The sequence below is a fragment of the Cytobacillus sp. FSL K6-0129 genome, from assembly GCF_038007625.1.
Classification (GTDB): Bacteria; Bacillota; Bacilli; order Bacillales; family Cytobacillaceae; genus Cytobacillus; species Cytobacillus kochii.
Genome location: NZ_JBBOXM010000001.1, coordinates 4,638,296 through 4,654,336, shown reverse-complemented (window position 1 = coordinate 4,654,336; position 16,041 = coordinate 4,638,296). Strand labels below are relative to the sequence as shown.

General features: G+C 35.1%; 16 protein-coding genes and 1 riboswitch. Of the genes, 6 read left to right on the top strand and 10 right to left on the bottom strand.

Features of this window, described 5'->3' with window-relative positions:
- Positions 1-10: 10 nt before the first annotated feature.
- Positions 11-122: riboswitch (SAM riboswitch) on the bottom strand.
- Positions 123-183: 61 nt separating this feature from the next.
- The 3 genes from MHI57_RS23470 to MHI57_RS23460 all read right to left on the bottom strand — a co-directional run bounded on the left by MHI57_RS23470 (position 184) and on the right by MHI57_RS23460 (position 3,686).
- A complete protein-coding gene (locus MHI57_RS23470; protein ID WP_340978385.1) occupies positions 184-1,743 on the bottom strand; it encodes a fatty acid--CoA ligase family protein in 1,560 nt (519 codons plus the stop codon).
- A gap of 209 nt (positions 1,744-1,952) precedes the next feature.
- Positions 1,953-2,939 (bottom strand): lipoate--protein ligase, encoded by a 987-nt coding sequence (locus MHI57_RS23465; RefSeq protein WP_095369897.1) that lies wholly within the window; start codon positions 2,937-2,939, stop codon positions 1,953-1,955.
- A gap of 12 nt (positions 2,940-2,951) precedes the next feature.
- The gene (locus MHI57_RS23460; protein ID WP_340978383.1) at positions 2,952-3,686 is read right to left on the bottom strand and encodes an MBL fold metallo-hydrolase; all 735 of its coding nucleotides are present in this window, start codon (positions 3,684-3,686) and stop codon (positions 2,952-2,954) included.
- Positions 3,687-3,844: 158 nt separating this feature from the next.
- On the opposite strand from MHI57_RS23460, the gene yhfH reads away from it, so the two are divergent.
- Positions 3,845-3,979, top strand: a complete 135-nt coding sequence (yhfH, locus tag MHI57_RS23455) for a protein YhfH (RefSeq protein WP_095369898.1) — start codon at positions 3,845-3,847, stop codon at positions 3,977-3,979.
- Positions 3,980-4,481: 502 nt separating this feature from the next.
- On the opposite strand, the gene MHI57_RS23450 is transcribed toward yhfH, so the two are convergent.
- The 3 genes from MHI57_RS23450 to hemE form a co-directional block, all read right to left on the bottom strand.
- Positions 4,482-5,060: a TetR/AcrR family transcriptional regulator gene (locus MHI57_RS23450; RefSeq protein WP_095369899.1), complete on the bottom strand. Its 579-nt coding sequence runs from the start codon at positions 5,058-5,060 to the stop codon at positions 4,482-4,484.
- Positions 5,061-5,164: 104 nt separating this feature from the next.
- The gene (hemH, locus tag MHI57_RS23445) at positions 5,165-6,100 is read right to left on the bottom strand and encodes a ferrochelatase (RefSeq protein WP_095369900.1); all 936 of its coding nucleotides are present in this window, start codon (positions 6,098-6,100) and stop codon (positions 5,165-5,167) included.
- Positions 6,101-6,137: 37 nt separating this feature from the next.
- Entirely contained in the window at positions 6,138-7,178 is a 1,041-nt protein-coding gene (hemE, locus tag MHI57_RS23440) for a uroporphyrinogen decarboxylase (protein WP_340978381.1), read from the bottom strand.
- Between the two features lie 175 nt (positions 7,179-7,353).
- On the opposite strand from hemE, the gene MHI57_RS23435 reads away from it, so the two are divergent.
- On the top strand, positions 7,354-7,854 hold the full coding sequence (locus MHI57_RS23435) for an antibiotic biosynthesis monooxygenase family protein (protein ID WP_340978379.1): 501 nt from the start codon (positions 7,354-7,356) through the stop codon (positions 7,852-7,854).
- 122 nt (positions 7,855-7,976) lie between these two features.
- Here the strand turns inward: MHI57_RS23435 and MHI57_RS23430 are convergent, their stop codons facing one another.
- The 4 genes from MHI57_RS23430 to MHI57_RS23415 all read right to left on the bottom strand — a co-directional run bounded on the left by MHI57_RS23430 (position 7,977) and on the right by MHI57_RS23415 (position 12,269).
- Positions 7,977-9,377 carry a hypothetical protein gene (locus tag MHI57_RS23430; protein WP_095373488.1) on the bottom strand — a complete coding sequence of 467 codons (1,401 nt, stop codon included), beginning with the start codon at positions 9,375-9,377 and terminating at the stop codon, positions 7,977-7,979.
- Between the two features lie 184 nt (positions 9,378-9,561).
- On the bottom strand, positions 9,562-10,278 hold the full coding sequence (locus MHI57_RS23425; RefSeq protein ID WP_095369903.1) for an EcsC family protein: 717 nt from the start codon (positions 10,276-10,278) through the stop codon (positions 9,562-9,564).
- A gap of 40 nt (positions 10,279-10,318) precedes the next feature.
- On the bottom strand, positions 10,319-11,536 hold the full coding sequence (locus MHI57_RS23420) for an ABC transporter permease (protein ID WP_095369904.1): 1,218 nt from the start codon (positions 11,534-11,536) through the stop codon (positions 10,319-10,321).
- The gene (locus tag MHI57_RS23415) at positions 11,529-12,269 is read right to left on the bottom strand and encodes an ABC transporter ATP-binding protein (RefSeq protein WP_095369905.1); all 741 of its coding nucleotides are present in this window, start codon (positions 12,267-12,269) and stop codon (positions 11,529-11,531) included. Before MHI57_RS23415 ends, MHI57_RS23420 begins: the two co-directional genes overlap by 8 nt.
- Positions 12,270-12,837: 568 nt before the next feature.
- On the opposite strand from MHI57_RS23415, the gene MHI57_RS23410 reads away from it, so the two are divergent.
- The 4 genes from MHI57_RS23410 to MHI57_RS23395 all read left to right on the top strand — a co-directional run bounded on the left by MHI57_RS23410 (position 12,838) and on the right by MHI57_RS23395 (position 15,813).
- Entirely contained in the window at positions 12,838-13,260 is a 423-nt protein-coding gene (locus MHI57_RS23410; protein ID WP_095373489.1) for an HIT family protein, read from the top strand.
- 302 nt (positions 13,261-13,562) lie between these two features.
- Positions 13,563-14,639, top strand: a complete 1,077-nt coding sequence (gene serC / locus MHI57_RS23405) for a 3-phosphoserine/phosphohydroxythreonine transaminase (RefSeq protein WP_340978376.1) — start codon at positions 13,563-13,565, stop codon at positions 14,637-14,639.
- 127 nt (positions 14,640-14,766) lie between these two features.
- Positions 14,767-15,294 (top strand): tryptophan transporter, encoded by a 528-nt coding sequence (locus tag MHI57_RS23400; protein ID WP_340978374.1) that lies wholly within the window; start codon positions 14,767-14,769, stop codon positions 15,292-15,294.
- Between the two features lie 144 nt (positions 15,295-15,438).
- Positions 15,439-15,813 (top strand): YtxH domain-containing protein, encoded by a 375-nt coding sequence (locus tag MHI57_RS23395; protein ID WP_340978372.1) that lies wholly within the window; start codon positions 15,439-15,441, stop codon positions 15,811-15,813.
- Positions 15,814-16,041 lie beyond the last annotated feature (228 nt).

Here is a 16,041-nt window from a genome sequence, read left to right as displayed (position 1 = left end):
TTTCATTCTCTTCCTATCTTTCAAGCTAAATGCTAGCTTGCTGGAATTGGCACAGTACTTGCAATGCTAAGTCTGTTGCCGAGGCTTCGTAGGGCCAGTCCCTCCACCTCTCTAGATAGTGGTTATTTAATTGATATAGTTACTCTAAAATATTTAGAATCTTTTGTCAACATGTTTTTTAACTTATGCTTCCTGATTTTCTAGTACCTTTTTCTTAAGAGCACGTCGCAGTATCTTTCCTGTTGTATTCTTCGGCAATTCTTCTAAAAATTCTATAGAGGAAGGAATTTTGTATTTGGCTAACTTTTCTTTACAATAAGTCAATAAATGTGCCTCTGTTAAATTTTCAGTTTTAGGTACAATATAGGCTAAAACTTTTTCTCCTGTATTCTGATCAGGTACACCTAAAACAGCCGCTTCTACAATGTCAGGATGGTCATAAAAAACCTCTTCTACTTCCCTTGGATACACATTATAGCCACCAACAATTATCATATCTTTCTTACGGTCAACAATGTAGAAGTATCCTTCTTCGTCCCTCTTAGCTAAGTCACCTGTATATAACCAATCTTCCTTTAAACAGGCAGATGTTTCTTCAGGCATTTTGTAATATCCTTTCATAACGTTAGGGCCTTTCACAACAAGCTCCCCTACTTCACCTACAGCGACCTCTTCTCCTAATTCATTAACTACTTTATTTTCAACATGAATAATAGATGTGCCAATCGACCCCGGTTTCCGTGGACGATCTAGTGGGTTAAAGCATGTGACCGGAGAAGCTTCTGATAAGCCATAGCCTTCAGAAATAACCACATTGAATTTCTTCTCAAAATTTTCTAACAATGCAACAGGAAGTGAAGCACCTCCAGAAATACATAATCTCATAGATTGGAAGACACCAGGGTTGCCTTCAGGATATTGATAAAGAAAATTATACATTGTAGGCACGCCGGCAAAAACAGTTGGCTTGTATTTTTCTGCTAAACGGAAAATTTCTTTCGGACTAAATTTAGGGTCTATTAAGATTGTTGCTCCACTTATCAGAGGTGCATTCAAAGCAACAGTTAAGCAAAACACGTGAAACATAGGTAAGGTTGTAATCACCGTGTCATGTTCATTAATCTGCAAATAGTCCGCGACATCACTCGCATTACTATACAGGTTACGATGAGTTAACATGGCTCCTTTAGGTTTGCCTGTTGTTCCTGATGTATAGAGTATAATCGCGACATCATCGGGTGTAACATCTGCATCAACAAATGTTACATCTCCATTGGAAACAAGCTCTGAAAACGATTTCAATTTAGGAAATACCGACTTATCTCCCAGAGCTGGAAGTCCACTTGTTTGACCGGTTTCGCAGACAATATAATGCTTAATATCTGTTAATAAATGATGCATTTTTTCTGCTAATGGTAATAATTGCTCAAGCATAATCACCGCTTTTACATCGCCATCTTTTAAAATATAGCCAATTTCTTCAGGCGTATAGATAGGGTTTATCGGTATTACCTTTGCTCCTAGCTTTAACGCACCATATAAACTAATAACAAAATGCGGCGAATTACCAAGTAGCAAGGCAATATGATCGCCTTCCTTTATACCTAATGACGAAAGTCCTGATGCAAACCTTGTTACTTGTTCATCGAGCTTTGCGTATGTACATGCTTGATCCATAAAATAATACGCATTTTTTTCCCCATTTTCTAAGGCAATCTTGTGAAGCTGACTTGTTAAATTCAAGTTTCTCCCTCTTTTCTGAATGAATAGTCATTCATTTTTATAATATAAATTTTCTAAATTTATTATATTAAAAGAAATTTCAGGATTCAAGTAGTCTACGGAGATCTACTCTATTTTTTTCTTTATAAATAAAATAAAAAGCATAAAAGTTCTTCATCCTAAACGGTGAAAATACTTTCATGCCTTAGTAAAAACAGACTGATACAGCTCTAATAAACTAAATTTACAAAGTCTTCTATAGTGATATTACCGAAATAATGTTTTATATTTACACCAGCTAGCGCCTTTTCAATTTCACTTTTTTCGTAGCGGATGCCTTCTAACTTTTCTTCAATATCGGTTACATCTCCGACACCAAAGAAATCACCGTAAATTTTACATTCAGTAATTTGTCCTTTTGTTACATTCAGTCTAATGTCAATAGAACCCACTGGGAATCTTTTAGAATGCTCATAATCAAATTTTGGTGACTTGCCATAGTTCCACTCCCAATTTTGATATCTTTGTTCTGAGATTTTGTGAATTTCTTCCCAGTCTTTTTCTGTTAGGCGATATTCACTTACTTCACTACCTTCAAAAATATGATGTAAAATTAGCTGTCTAAATTCTTCGATAGAAATTTTTTCAGTTAAAAATTCAGAGATGTTTGCTACCCGGCTACGAATAGATTTGATTCCTTTTGATTCAATCTTATCTTTTCTCACTTTAAGTGCAGAGACAACATTTTCAATTTCTGAATCGAGCATTAATGTTCCATGGCTAAACATTCTCCCTTTTGTAGAGAACTGTGCATTTCCAGAAATCTTTCTCCCATCTACTGTCAAATCATTTCTACCGCTTAATTCTGCATTTACACCTAACTTTTTTAGAGCAGTAATTACTGGTTCAGTGAATTTTAAGAAATTATGAAAGCTTTCGCCATCATCCTTTGTGATGAAACTAAAGTTTAAATTACCAAGATCATGGTATACAGCACCGCCACCAGATAAACGGCGCACCACATGCAGTCCATTTTTTTCAACGTATTCTGTATTGATTTCTTCAATCGTATTTTGGTTTTTACCAATTATGATAGATGGTTTATTTATGTAGAACAATAGATATGATTCATTAATATCTAAATTCTTCAACGCATATTCTTCAATAGCTAAATTAATGCGAGGATCTGTAATTCCTTGATTATCTATAAATTTCATGGTACCACTCCTTTAAATTTCAAAAGTCATGCCAAATGCGGCTAGACTAATCGGTCCTTTGTACTCTGTTAAAGCTTCATCCTTTAACGATTCTATATTACCATAATGGGGCAAATGGGTTAATAGAAGATGCTTCACTTTAGCTATTTGTGCTAACCGACCAGCATCATAGCTATTCATATGTCCCGCATTTTTACCTTCTTGATGTCCATAAAAATTACACTCACATAGAAGTATATCTGCTTCATGAGCAAACCCTTCTAACTCTTCTTTATATGAGGTATCACCTGTATATACAATTACTTTATTATCTACTTTTATGCGCATCGCAAAGCATAATACAGGGTGGTTAGTCCGTTGAAGAGTAATTGTAAAGGGGCCAACTGTTAATGGTAGGCTCTCTTTAATAGGTACACCTTCTGAGATATATTTATAATTTAATTTTTGGAATTCATATTCATTTTCATCATGCCCATAAATCGGTAAAATACTTGTTTTTTTTCCTAAGTACCCTTGAATTAAACGGGCATGTTGAAGTACACCTATATCAGCATGATGATCTGGGTGGTAGTGGGAAAGTATGACTGCGTCTAACTCCTCTGGTTGTTTAATCTCTTGCATTTTGGATAAAACAGCACTTCCACAGTCAATTAATAATGTAAAATCATCATGCTCTAATAAGTACCCCGCAGTTGCTTCTCCCACTTTTGGATAACCTCCACATGCACCTATAACCGTTAACTTCATTGCATTTCCCTCCTTTTGATTCATCTCTAACTATACTAAATAATGCCCATTTTTTCATTTTTGCTAATTTGTATTGAAACAGCTGTTGACTATATAAATCTGTTATAATACAATATAAATATCAAAACAATTCAATTAACGATTAGGAGGCTTCAACCATGGTTCAAAACATTTTAGATTTCTTTAGGAATCTCCCACAAAAGCAATGTACTGAATGCGGGAAGTCCATCGAAGAGCAACATGAATGTTACGGTAATAAGTGTGACCATTGTTTAGGTGTCTCAGATTTATAGAATGCTAGTTTCCATCCCTTAATATATAACCATTGGAAGAAGAAGGCCTGCTCCCCTTAGCAAGTCTTCTTTTTGTTTTACTCCAACAAGCCTTCTAGTATGAATGACTTTTGAATCCAGGTGTAAAAAGAATAAATACTGTTACAAAAAACCTCAGCTTGGCATTTCTTTCTGGTTTTTGATCTGAGTGAGACGCAAATCACCTTTGCTCAGCTCTCATTTCCAATTTCCGATTTTGACTGACTTGGAAACTCTATTTGCTCGGCTTCATTTCTGTTATTCAAACAGAATGACTTATTTAAGTCCGGACTCTCTTACCCCGCTGAGTGAAGATTGGTTTTGCTGGAGTGAGCTAATTCTATACAATTTTTTAGCGCTGCTTAGATTTACCTTTTAAATAAGCACAGTGAAATAACTGTTATCTAAAATCACTTTATTAGAAACAAAAAAACCAGCCCACACTTGATGTGCGAGCTGATTTGATGATGATTCCATCCTACATTCATGATTTTATAAGCCCTTTAAACACATACCTTTCCATAAGCTCAGCGATTTCACTTTTCGAAAGTGGGGCATGCTGTCTTTCCCAATCAAAAATGAGTGATATGTATAACTTTAACATAATAAAGGCAGTCAATTCAGGGTCGCACGGCTCGATTTCTCCTTTATCAATACCTAATGTTTTTACCTTTTCTCCTATATAAGAAATGATTTCTCTTTCCATTTTGTTCGTCATCTCTATAACTGCAGTGGTCCCCATTTCTTTTCCCTCTTGGAACAGCTTAATTGTTAATTGATGCTCTAGTCTATATTCCAAAATGCGATATAGAGCTAAATGTAAATTTTCTTGTAAAGATAAATCTGGTGACAAAACCTGCTCTGCCTCTATTTTCATTTCTCTAATAAGTGCCGTAATAATTTCATCAAATAATTCTTCTTTATTTTTAAAAAAAGTGTATATAGTCCCTTTTCCTACATTAGCAATTTTGGCTACTTGCTCCATTGTTGTAGCTTTATAGCCAAAAAGAGAAAATGATTTTGTGGCAGCTTGAATAATTAATTGTTTACGGTCAACGGCCATTTACTTCTCCCCTCTCTATGACCAAACTGTTCATATTGTCAAAAAATCCTTAAAAAAGAAACCGCTCCTTTATGAAAATAAAAAAAGCGGTTGCAATCAACTCATTACTTATTTTTCATTCTGTCTAAGACAACTGTTGCTAAAGAATCAATAAACGCTGGATGACTATTTGGCATTTCTGGACGATAGTAGGCAGCTCCTATTTCATCTGTAACCACCTTACATTCATAGTCATTATCATATAAGACTTCTAAATGATCAGCGACAAAACCGACTGGTGCATAAATAAATGCTTTATAGCCTTTTTTTGCATGTAAATCTCTTGTTAAATCCTGCACATCAGGCCCTAACCATGGGTCAGGTGTATTTCCTTCGCTTTGCCAACCGACAGCAAATTCACGAACGCCAGCTTCTTTAGCAATTAACTCAGCTGTTTCTTGTAGTTGATCAGGATATGGATCACCATATTCTTTAATTTTTTCTGGTAAGCTATGTGCAGAGACAATTAATATATATTGATCTCTTTCTTCACTTGACATTTTAGCGATTTGCTTCTTCACACCATCTGCCCAAAATTGAATAAATTTCGGTTCCTTATACCAACTATCAACTGAGTAAATAGTTGGACCACCAAGCGTCTGAGCTTTATCTTCTGCTCGTCCATTATAAGATTTGATGCTAAAAGTAGAATAATGTGGTGCAAGAACAAGACTGACAGCTTTAGTAATCCCATCATTATGCATTTGTTGAACTGCATCTTCAACGAATGGTTCTATATGCTTTAAACCGATATAAGCTTTAAACTCATATTGATCTTGAATCTGATTTAAATGTTCTTGAAGTGATAGCGCTTGATTCTCAGTTATTTTTGCTAATGGCGATATTCCTCCAATCGCTTTATAGCGACTCTTTAAATCTTCTAACATCTCTTCCGATGGAGTTCTACCATGTCTAATATGTGTGTAGTAACGTTCAATATCTTCTTCTTTATAAGGTGTTCCATAAGCCATTACTAACAAACCAATTTTTTCTTTATTCATTCTTACACCTCTTTAAAAATGATTACTTTTTCTTTTATTATTTCCCAAATTGTTCCTTAGAATAACTGTGGATAAACGATGTGAGTTTTTTTAATGTCTCAGGATTTACTTCTGGGAAGACACCATGTCCTAAGTTAAAAATATATCCGGGTTGACTCATGCCTTCATCAAGAATAGCACGGACCTTTTTCTCAATTACTTCCCACGGAGCAAGTAACAAGGCTGGCTCTAAATTCCCCATCACTGTCTTTGAAATACCCCTTGACCTTGCTTCACTAATTGGCAACCTCCAGTCAAGGCCTACAACATCAATTGGAAGGTCATTCCATTCATTCGCTAAATGACTCGCGCCAACACCGAACATAATAAGTGGTACCCCTTCATCTTTCAAGCTAGAGAAGATTTTTTCCATGACGGGTTTAATATAAATACGATAATCTTCTACATTTAATGCACCAACCCAAGAATCAAAAACTTGAATGGCACTAGCACCTGCTTTAATTTGTGCTTTTACATATGTGATTGCCATTTCACCTAATTTATCCATAAGTGCAAACCATGCTTTTGGTTCTGAATACATAAACGCTTTTGTCTTATAATAATTTTTAGAAGGTCCACCTTCAATCATATAACTCGCTAATGTGAATGGTGCACCGGTAAAACCAATTAACGGTACAGTTAATTGCTCTTTTGTTAATAACTTAATCGTATCTAGAATATATGGAACATCTTCTTCAGGATGTATCTCGCCTAGCCTCTCAACGTCTTGCATCGAACGAATTGGTTCATCAATGACTGGACCCACACCAGGTTTTATGTCAACTTTCACACCGAGACTTGGAAGCGGTGACATGATATCCTTGTACAAAATAGCCGCATCATTGTTATACTGTTCTACAGGAAGTCTTGTTACATATGCGCATAATTCAGGTTGATGCGTAATCTCGAACAAAGAGTATTTTTCCTTAATTGCGCGATATTCTGGCTGTGATCTGCCTGCTTGTCTCATATACCACACAGGCACATAATCAGTCTTCTCTCCTCGAGCCGCCTTTAGGAATGTATCATTTATAGTCATTAAATTAAGTCCACCTTTCATTTGCCTTATGTATTTTCCATACAAATAAGCTTAGAATTATTCTTATTTAGTAAATGTTCACATTAACTATAACTTTTTTCGGTGTTTATTGTACAGTACCCGCTTCAAATGTCGAAAATTTGACGTTTTTATCATTAAAATCGAGGTGAAAGTAATGAATCTTTATATGACAAGCGGCACTAAAAATTTCCTACTTCCCCTGATGGAAAAATTCAGTAATGAGAATATCGTTCTCATGCAAAATAGTCAGAATACCCTGTTAGTACATGAAACAGAAAGCAAAAAAAGTAAGTTTCAACAACCAAAATCTTATCACATCCATGATTCAACTGGAGACCTTCATAGAAGTAAATTTATTGCTATTCAATATATCCCCTTAACTGATGAAGGAAAACCCATTTTCGAATTCAAATTTCAGCAATTCTCTTCAAACTTTACAAATACAATTGGTTTTAGAGCAGCTAGGGTTTTAACTCCGATGAAAGGTCATACTTATGTAATTATTACAGCCTGGGACTCCGAATCTTCATATAAGAACTGGGAAAGTACAAATCCTATAGCAAAAAAAATACTGGAAGAACAAAGTAGTAAGAAAGAATTACTATCAGATCCTGCATATACCAGTTTTTATTATATACAAACGACAGATAAATAAAAGCTTCCCACTTGAAAAAACATCAGCCAATTACAGTAATAGAAAAAAACGCCAGCGACGAGAATGTTTATAAAAAGGCTGAGGCTACTTCACTTCGCCTCAGCCCTATCAATTTTATATCACTATATTAAAAACATCGCTACAATTGTTGTCACAATCAAACCAATGACGACAGGAAGAAAATTACGCCTCGCTAACTCAAATACATCCACTTTACATATAGCGGCAACGGGAATCATTGCCCATGGAATTAACGCTCCGCCACCTACCCAAATTCCTGCAATTTGACCTAAAGCAGTTAATGTTGCTGCACCATCACCAATCGCTGTACCAAACAAACTACCAATAGATCCAGCCAATGATATTCCTGAAAAACCTGATCCATCCAAGCCAGTTATTGCTCCTACTACCGTTAATGTAATCGCACCAACTTGTGCAGTTAATGGTACAACAGATGCAAGTGCAACGCCTAAATCGTTGACGATTCCATGTGAATGTTGAGGAAGCCGCTCTCCGATGATTGCTTGAAACCCAGCATCTCCCAAATAAAAGAATGCAGCAATTGGAATCACTGGTCCAAATACTTTAAACCCGAATTGAAATCCTTCGACTAAATAAGTGGTTATTTTTTCGAGGCCTTTTTGTCTATGAGAAAATAATGTAATCGTGAGTAAAATGAGAATAGCTGTACCCCCAATTAAAGCGGTTGCATCCCCTCCTTGAAGGTCGAATAAAAACATTACAACCACATCAATCACAAATAAAACGGGAATAAGAATAGCAAAAATCTTTTTTTGTATTGGTGTAAGTAGGTTTGCTTGCGGTAAATCAGTTGGTAAATCTGCACTTTCCGTCATAGCAGTTGACATATTAAGTTTGCCTGAATTCATATCCCTCTTAATAAAGAAAAACGCTGTTAAGGTGGTCACAACACCCATAACAATAACGAGTGGAATACTTGCTGAGATGACATCGCCAACTGGTAACCCTGCTGCGTCTGCAGTCAGTTTAGGAGCAGCTTGAATAACAAAGTCTCCTGATAATGCTATACCATGACCAAATAAGTTCATTGACATCGCTACTGCTAGTGCAGGTAGACCTGCTCTTAAAGCAACTGGTAATAACACTGCACCAATTAAAGCAACTGCCGGGGACGGCCAAAAGAACCATGAAATTCCCATCATTAAAATCCCTATTACCCAATAAGCTAACGTTGGTGTTTTAATCAGTTTTGTAAATGGTGAAATCATGACATCATTAATGCCTGTTGATGTTAATGTTTTACTCATACCTACAATAATTGAGATGACTAATATTGTAGGTAGTAATTCCGTAATAGCAAAAATAAAACTGTTAAAAATTCCACTGATCGAAGAATTAATCGAATTCGTTGCTGTGATCGCGATTAAGAATATCCCGACTATACAAATAAAGGTTGTATCTCTTCTAGCGACCATAAATCCAATAATTAATAAGATAAACACTACATAAATCCAATGTATTGCTGTTAATTCGACGCCCATGTTCGTCATTCTCCCCCCTCATCCATTTATTAGGCATCTGCCCTAATGGATTACTTTAAAATATGTTTGGGAGAAAAAGTTGTGTGTATCACCATTCGACATGGCCAATTTTTTTGTCGGAATTCCCCAGGAAATATGTTTTTATAACAAAAAAACCACAGAAGTAACATCTGTGGCAATTAGTTCAGTTATTTTGTTGGATTCTTCTTAACCGATAAGCATTTTTAGCGACCGCCCCTAATTGTTCCAATAAATGAAAATTAGCATAGGCACCAACTACAGCACCAATCCCAGGAATCATTTGTAACATTTTAATTAAGTCAATATGGTCCCTGTATTCTTGTTGAAATACCTGCCAGTCCATATCTACAAGCTCTGCTTTCCTATTTTCCCAATCTTCAATGATATCCATTGTTTCTCTCCGTTTATCATCACTTGAAAATGCTAATTGGAAAATATGAAGTAAAAATAATCTTTCTTCATATTCTGAAGTATCATAACCATATATCATTGCTGCTTCAAATAGGAACTTCATTTTTATGCTAAGAAGCAGTGGAAAATCTGCTAACCCACCTATAAATCCTACAGCACCTGTTCCTGCTCCTTCAACGGAAGCCGTGTTTCTGTATTTAATCAACGTCTCTGTTAACTTTTCATCTTGTTCCTGTAACGTAACCACTATATGAGAAGGTCTCTTAGTTGTATATTCACTCCCCCATAATGTAGCTTTTACCATATGCTTGATAGCATCTGTTATCAAGTGATGAGCTTTTTCTGGGATTAATCCATTGAATTTATCTTGGGCATGCTTGGATGTTCTTTTCCATAACCTTGACTTTTTCCGCATTTGATAAAGCCAATCTTTTACTTCTCTTGAGACAGCATCCTCATAACTCCCCATAATATCACACACTCCATTATCAATTATTACTTCTATCAGCTTACGATTGAGAACGCAATGTTTTCATCATATAAAGATATGCATAACCAACGGCTACTAACCCACTTAAAACGAGCACACCAAAACCTACAAAGAAACTTCCTTTTATCATAATGAGTAACGCATAAATGATGGCTTGAATGATTAGTACACGAGCAATTAACCATTTAAATGAATTTTCTCGAATTTTAACATCGACTGGGTATAAATCTATCCATAATTTATTTTGATGTTGTCTCCACAATGGTACGAGTTGAAACCCAGTTAGATAGATAAAAAGCATGGCAATAACAATTTGTGCGATTCCATTATTAATAAAATAGATTAACACACCGCCGATGGCTGTTAAACGGAAAAAGATGCCTAGATAATCTCCCGTTCGGAGAAAAGTTCTTAAGTATAAATAATGAAAGGTGTTTTCCTGCTGATAGGAAACCGATTGTAACACCCAGTCCAACCATTTTCTCCGCTTAATTTGATCACGTAAATGTGGTACATCTGTAAACATATTTGCCACTCGATAAAACTTGGCCATTTTTCTCTCTTCAGATTGAATTAAGAATTCCCATTTTAATCCTTTTCCTTTTGTTTTCTGATAAAAATACAAATAAAGTAATAAAAGAATACCTATAGTGGCGATTGTGAACCCAATATGTGCTGAGCTAAATATGAAAAATAACAACGCAACATTAATGACGAATCTAACAAATGAGTCAATTAAATGGGTAGTATAATCCATCTCATATTGGACTCGCCAACGAATAAGCATATTCACACCCTTTACTAACAACAAAATAATTAAAAACGGAAAAAACGAACTGAAATCTCCTTGATTTACACTTGCATACATTGGCATTAACACGGCCAAGCCAATTAGAATTAAGTAGGAGGATAATAAAAAGCTAGTTAAAATTGCTTTCTTGAAATACATACCTAGTTTATTCTCTAATGGCAGTAAAAACACACGATCCGCTTCTTCTAAAAATGTATAAATCGGGCTATATGTAACGATAAGACCAAGTAGAATGGCCATAATTTCTGCCACTGGAAAATCCGAAGTGAGCGTTTTTAGCCACTCTTGATAATAATAGGCCACTGTACCAATAAGAAATACCATTACAATAACGATGTGGCCATTGAAAATATATTTTAAGTAGCGACTTAGTTCCTTTGTTCTATTCGCAAAGCGATTCTTCCAGATACTTTGTATATCATTCATAATTTTCTTCCTTTGTTAACTGGATATATAAATCATCTAATGTAGCACCGGCCATATTAAATTGTACCCTTAGCTCTTCTAATGTGCCTTTCGCTCTAATTTCACCTTCATGTATGATCACAAAGCGATCACAATATCTTTCTGCAGTTGCTAAAATGTGAGTGGACATCAGGATACCTGCGCCGGTATTCTTCATTTTCTCCATTAAATTCAATAGTGATTGAATTCCGAGCGGATCAAGCCCTACAAAAGGTTCATCAACAATATATAAGGAAGGTTGAACAAGGAAAGCACACATAATCATTACTTTTTGTTTCATTCCTTTTGAGAAATGGGCAGGAAACCATTTTAAGCGCTTTTCCATCCTAAATTCCTTAAGTAACTGCGCTTTTCTTTCTTTTAAGGTTTCGCGTTCGAGTCCATAAGCCATAGCTGTCATTTCTAAATGTTCATCTAAGGTTAATTCATCATACAAAATAGGCGTTTCTGGTATAAAGGTATATTGTCTACGATACGCATCTTTGTCACTTAAGAATGTTTTCCCATTAATTGTTATCTCACCTTTATTTGGCTCCATAAGACCAATAACATGCTTGATTGTTGTACTTTTACCTGCACCATTCAGTCCAATTAATCCTACAATTTCATTCGGTTTGACATCAAAGGAAATACCCTTTAATACGGGATTTCTCGTATAACCACCTGTTACCTCTTTAATATTTAATAAAGTCATTTGATCGACCTTCCTTGTAAAAAGTTATTCTTATTGTAAGTAAATTAAAACCATATTGTAAAGAAAACAACTATTTTTTTGGGTGACGCATATCTCTTCTTATTACGGGCATTCTATTTTATGAAGGGGAATACAAATCAACATTCATTATCTTAATGAATGAACTTGAATGAGGTGTCTACGGCAGACAATAATCTTTCAAACCGATTGTAGCTTCAAATGCAACTATTAAAGGAGATGTTTTTATTGCACAAATGTAATGAAAACGCATTGAGCTTTTTTTAAACATTTAAATCGCTTTACCGAAAGTGGTTTAAATCATCATTTCTAAATGAGGTGTTTATTAAAGATACCAATTACAAGTAGTTTGTGATGGTAGTTATTCAATGCATTTAACAAAACTGTCAAATGAGGTGTTTGTTAAAGAGTATTTCCAAGAGTAGAAGCCAAGAAGCATTCCCCTTCAATTTCGGCAGGATTCTTATTGAATCCTGCTTCTTTTATTTATGATTTGTCTAATTTTATGATAAAATATGGTCAATTCAAGCATAAGGGAGATGAAAAGAATATGAGTGATTGCATCTTTTGTAAAATAGTAGCTGGGGAAATCCCATCAGCAAAAGTGTATGAAAATGAGCATGTCGTTGCATTTCTAGATATCAGTCAAGTAACCAAAGGTCATACGTTGATTATTCCAAAGGTTCATAAAGAAAATATCTTTGAATTAGATGAAGAAACAGCCCGTCACGTATTTGAAGCTGTTCCAGCCATTAGTCGTGCGCTTAAAGCAGAGTTCCAGCCTGATGGATTAAACACGATTAATAATAATGGGGAAATTGCTGGCCAAACGGTTTTTCATTATCATATGCACCTTATTCCTAGATATGGCCAAGGTGATGGTTTAGGTGTCGTATGGAAAACACATACTTCAGAATATACGCCTGAAGATCTCCAAATGATGTCACAACAAATACATAGTCATTTATCATAAAGCTTTTATCAGGCACAGCAAGATCTGTGTCTGATAAAACCTATTCACAAGTATTTCTATCAACCTTCCATGTAGTTGTATCTACACTCAAGAATCAAAAGCCAATAAATATATATTTTCTCCTCTCCATCTCACTTTCCTTTAACCATCGTCCTAAAAGAAACCTTACTTAAAATATTTCTAAAAAAATTCAAAATCTTTTTAATTAATTCTGTACAAATGTGTTTTTTTTGATAACATAATGATATCTTTATTTCGCTACAGCGATATAGTACAACATTGTGAATGATGGAGGGAAAAGCATGAAACGAGCATTTAACTTTAATGCAGGTCCAGCAACTTTGCCATTTGCGGTCCTAGAAAAAGCAAAAGAAGCTTGGCTAGATTTTAATGGAACAGGTATGGCTTTAATGGAGTTAAGCCATAGAAGTAAAGATTATGAAAAAGTACATAACAAAGCTATTGCCTCATTAAGAAACATCCTATCCATCCCAGATGATTATGAAGTTCTTTTTCTACAAGGTGGAGCGAGTTTACAATTTTCTATGATCCCAATGAATTTGTTAAAGCCAGATCAGACTGCAAACTATATCCTTACTGGCTCATGGTCAGATAAAGCATTAAAAGAAGCCAAAAAGGTTGGTTCCACCCATGTTGCTGCTTCGACGAAGGAAACGGGCTATCATCGCATTCCTGAGCTAGAGGAAATTAATTTGTCAGAAGATGCAGCTTATCTTCATCTAACGAGTAATAATACGATCTTTGGAACACAATGGCACCAATATCCAAATACACAAGTCCCGCTTATTGCAGATATGTCAAGCGATATCTTGTCCCGCCCACTTCAAATAGAGCAATTCGACCTTATTTATGCAGGTGCACAGAAGAATTTAGGACCTTCTGGGGTAACAGTAGTTATTATTCGTAAAGAACTCATCCAAAGTCAACCAGCACTACCTACTATGTTAAACTATGAAACGTTTGCAAAAAATAACTCTTTATATAACACACCTCCAACACTAGCGATTTACCTTCTCTCTCTAGTTTTAGAATGGGTAGAAGAAAATGGTGGGATAGAGGCAATAAGCAAGAGAAATGAAGAGAAGTCTTCCCTCTTATACAATATGATTGATAATAGCAATGGTTTTTACATTGGTCATGCTGATGAGAAGAGCCGATCTCATATGAATGTCACTTTTAACTTAAAAAGCGAAGAACTTTCTACCAAATTCCTTGAAGAGGCGAAACAAATAGGATTTGTTGGGTTAAATGGACATCGCTCTGTTGGAGGATGTAGAGCATCTATTTATAACGCTGTTCCATTAGAACATGTAGAAGCTTTAGTATCATTTATGAAGAACTTCAAAGAAAAATATTAACCATAAAATAGATATGTTCATATGATATTTGTGATGTTATAATTAATAAAAGTTCTCGCTGCAAGCAATGAGTGCATTGTAGGAGAATACAGTTCAAAATGAGATTAGCTTGAGGAGAGATGAGAAAATGAAAAGTAAAAATATTGTGGCCCTTGCCCTTTTGACAGGAATGGGTGTTGTCCTACATGCCATAACTCCACCGATTTTTATGGGTGTAAAGCCTGACATGATGTTAGTCATGATGTTTTTAGGCATTTTATTATTTACCGACGTCAAAAGCGTTGTTCTTATTGGACTTGTAAGTGGTATTCTTTCAGCCTTGACTACAGGATTTCCAGGAGGACAAATTCCTAATATTATTGATAAGCTGATAACTGCCTTTATCTTTTATGGTCTTTTGTCACTGTTAAAGAATATCAGCGCTAAATCAATTGTCGCTATTGTCTTAACAGCGATTGGCACACTGATATCTGGATTTATATTTTTAACATCTGCTTACATCATTGTAGGTCTACCAGGTGCCTTTATCGGGTTATTTGCAGCAAGCGTCTTACCAACCGTATTATTAAATGCCGTTTTAATGGCAGTATTGTTCCCAATTACAAAATCTATTAATAAAAGGACTAAATTAAATGAACATGCGATTCATTTATAAACGTCCTCACCTGTAGTAGACTACAGGTGTTTTTTTTATGTTTAATATAGCTACTAAGCGTGGAATATAAGGGGTAATAGATGTTCTTTTTACTGGATTCATGTATGATATACGTAGACATTAAAATTGAGAGGAGAGTTTAGATTGAAAGCGAAATCACTTTTTTTAGGCTTTGTCGTTGGCGGAGTAGCAGCTGCTGCAGCTACACTCTTTACTGCGCCTGCTTCTGGTAAAGATACCCGAAAATATATTACTGTACAATCAAAATCAGCTTCTATTCAAATAAAAGAATTAGGTAAACAACTAACTGATATCAAGAATCAGATCGTCCATGTAGGTGAAGAAGGGAAAGAAGCTCTATCCACTTTAACCGAAGACGTATCATCTTCCATTAAACAATGGAAAAGGGAAATACTGCCCCATCAGCAAAACTTACAACAAGAAATCGCAAATATTGAAAAATCAATAGCTGAATTAGAACAAACATTAAAACATGCCAATCCAATGGACAAAGAATAAATACCCTTCTATTTTACAATCCTTCTTTTTTCTCTAATTATTTTAGAAAAAAAGAAGGATTTCTTATTTTAAAAAAGAAATCTAATATATTATGTTATAAAAATGGTTTGCTTTAAGATTATGCCAAATGCTAACAGAAGTATTACTCCTAAAAACAAGAAACAAAATCTAAAAATTATGCAAATTAATATCTTTATTAATTTTTGCTTTATTGGCATAATAAATATA

Bases quoted from the DNA above. Each gene is read 5' to 3' on its own strand.
- MHI57_RS23465 (WP_095369897.1), bottom strand. From the start codon at position 2,939: ATGAAATTTATAGATAATCAAGGAATTACAGATCCTCGCATTAATTTA.
- MHI57_RS23460 (WP_340978383.1), bottom strand. From the start codon at position 3,686: ATGAAGTTAACGGTTATAGGTGCATGTGGAGGTTATCCAAAAGTGGGA.
- yhfH (WP_095369898.1), top strand. From the start codon at position 3,845: ATGGTTCAAAACATTTTAGATTTCTTTAGGAATCTCCCACAAAAGCAA.
- MHI57_RS23450 (WP_095369899.1), bottom strand. From the start codon at position 5,060: ATGGCCGTTGACCGTAAACAATTAATTATTCAAGCTGCCACAAAATCA.
- hemH (WP_095369900.1), bottom strand. From the start codon at position 6,100: ATGAATAAAGAAAAAATTGGTTTGTTAGTAATGGCTTATGGAACACCT.
- hemE (WP_340978381.1), bottom strand. From the start codon at position 7,178: ATGACTATAAATGATACATTCCTAAAGGCGGCTCGAGGAGAGAAGACT.
- MHI57_RS23435 (WP_340978379.1), top strand. From the start codon at position 7,354: ATGAATCTTTATATGACAAGCGGCACTAAAAATTTCCTACTTCCCCTG.
- MHI57_RS23430 (WP_095373488.1), bottom strand. From the start codon at position 9,377: ATGGGCGTCGAATTAACAGCAATACATTGGATTTATGTAGTGTTTATC.
- MHI57_RS23425 (WP_095369903.1), bottom strand. From the start codon at position 10,278: ATGGGGAGTTATGAGGATGCTGTCTCAAGAGAAGTAAAAGATTGGCTT.
- MHI57_RS23420 (WP_095369904.1), bottom strand. From the start codon at position 11,536: ATGAATGATATACAAAGTATCTGGAAGAATCGCTTTGCGAATAGAACA.
- MHI57_RS23415 (WP_095369905.1), bottom strand. From the start codon at position 12,269: ATGACTTTATTAAATATTAAAGAGGTAACAGGTGGTTATACGAGAAAT.
- MHI57_RS23410 (WP_095373489.1), top strand. From the start codon at position 12,838: ATGAGTGATTGCATCTTTTGTAAAATAGTAGCTGGGGAAATCCCATCA.
- serC (WP_340978376.1), top strand. From the start codon at position 13,563: ATGAAACGAGCATTTAACTTTAATGCAGGTCCAGCAACTTTGCCATTT.
- MHI57_RS23400 (WP_340978374.1), top strand. From the start codon at position 14,767: ATGAAAAGTAAAAATATTGTGGCCCTTGCCCTTTTGACAGGAATGGGT.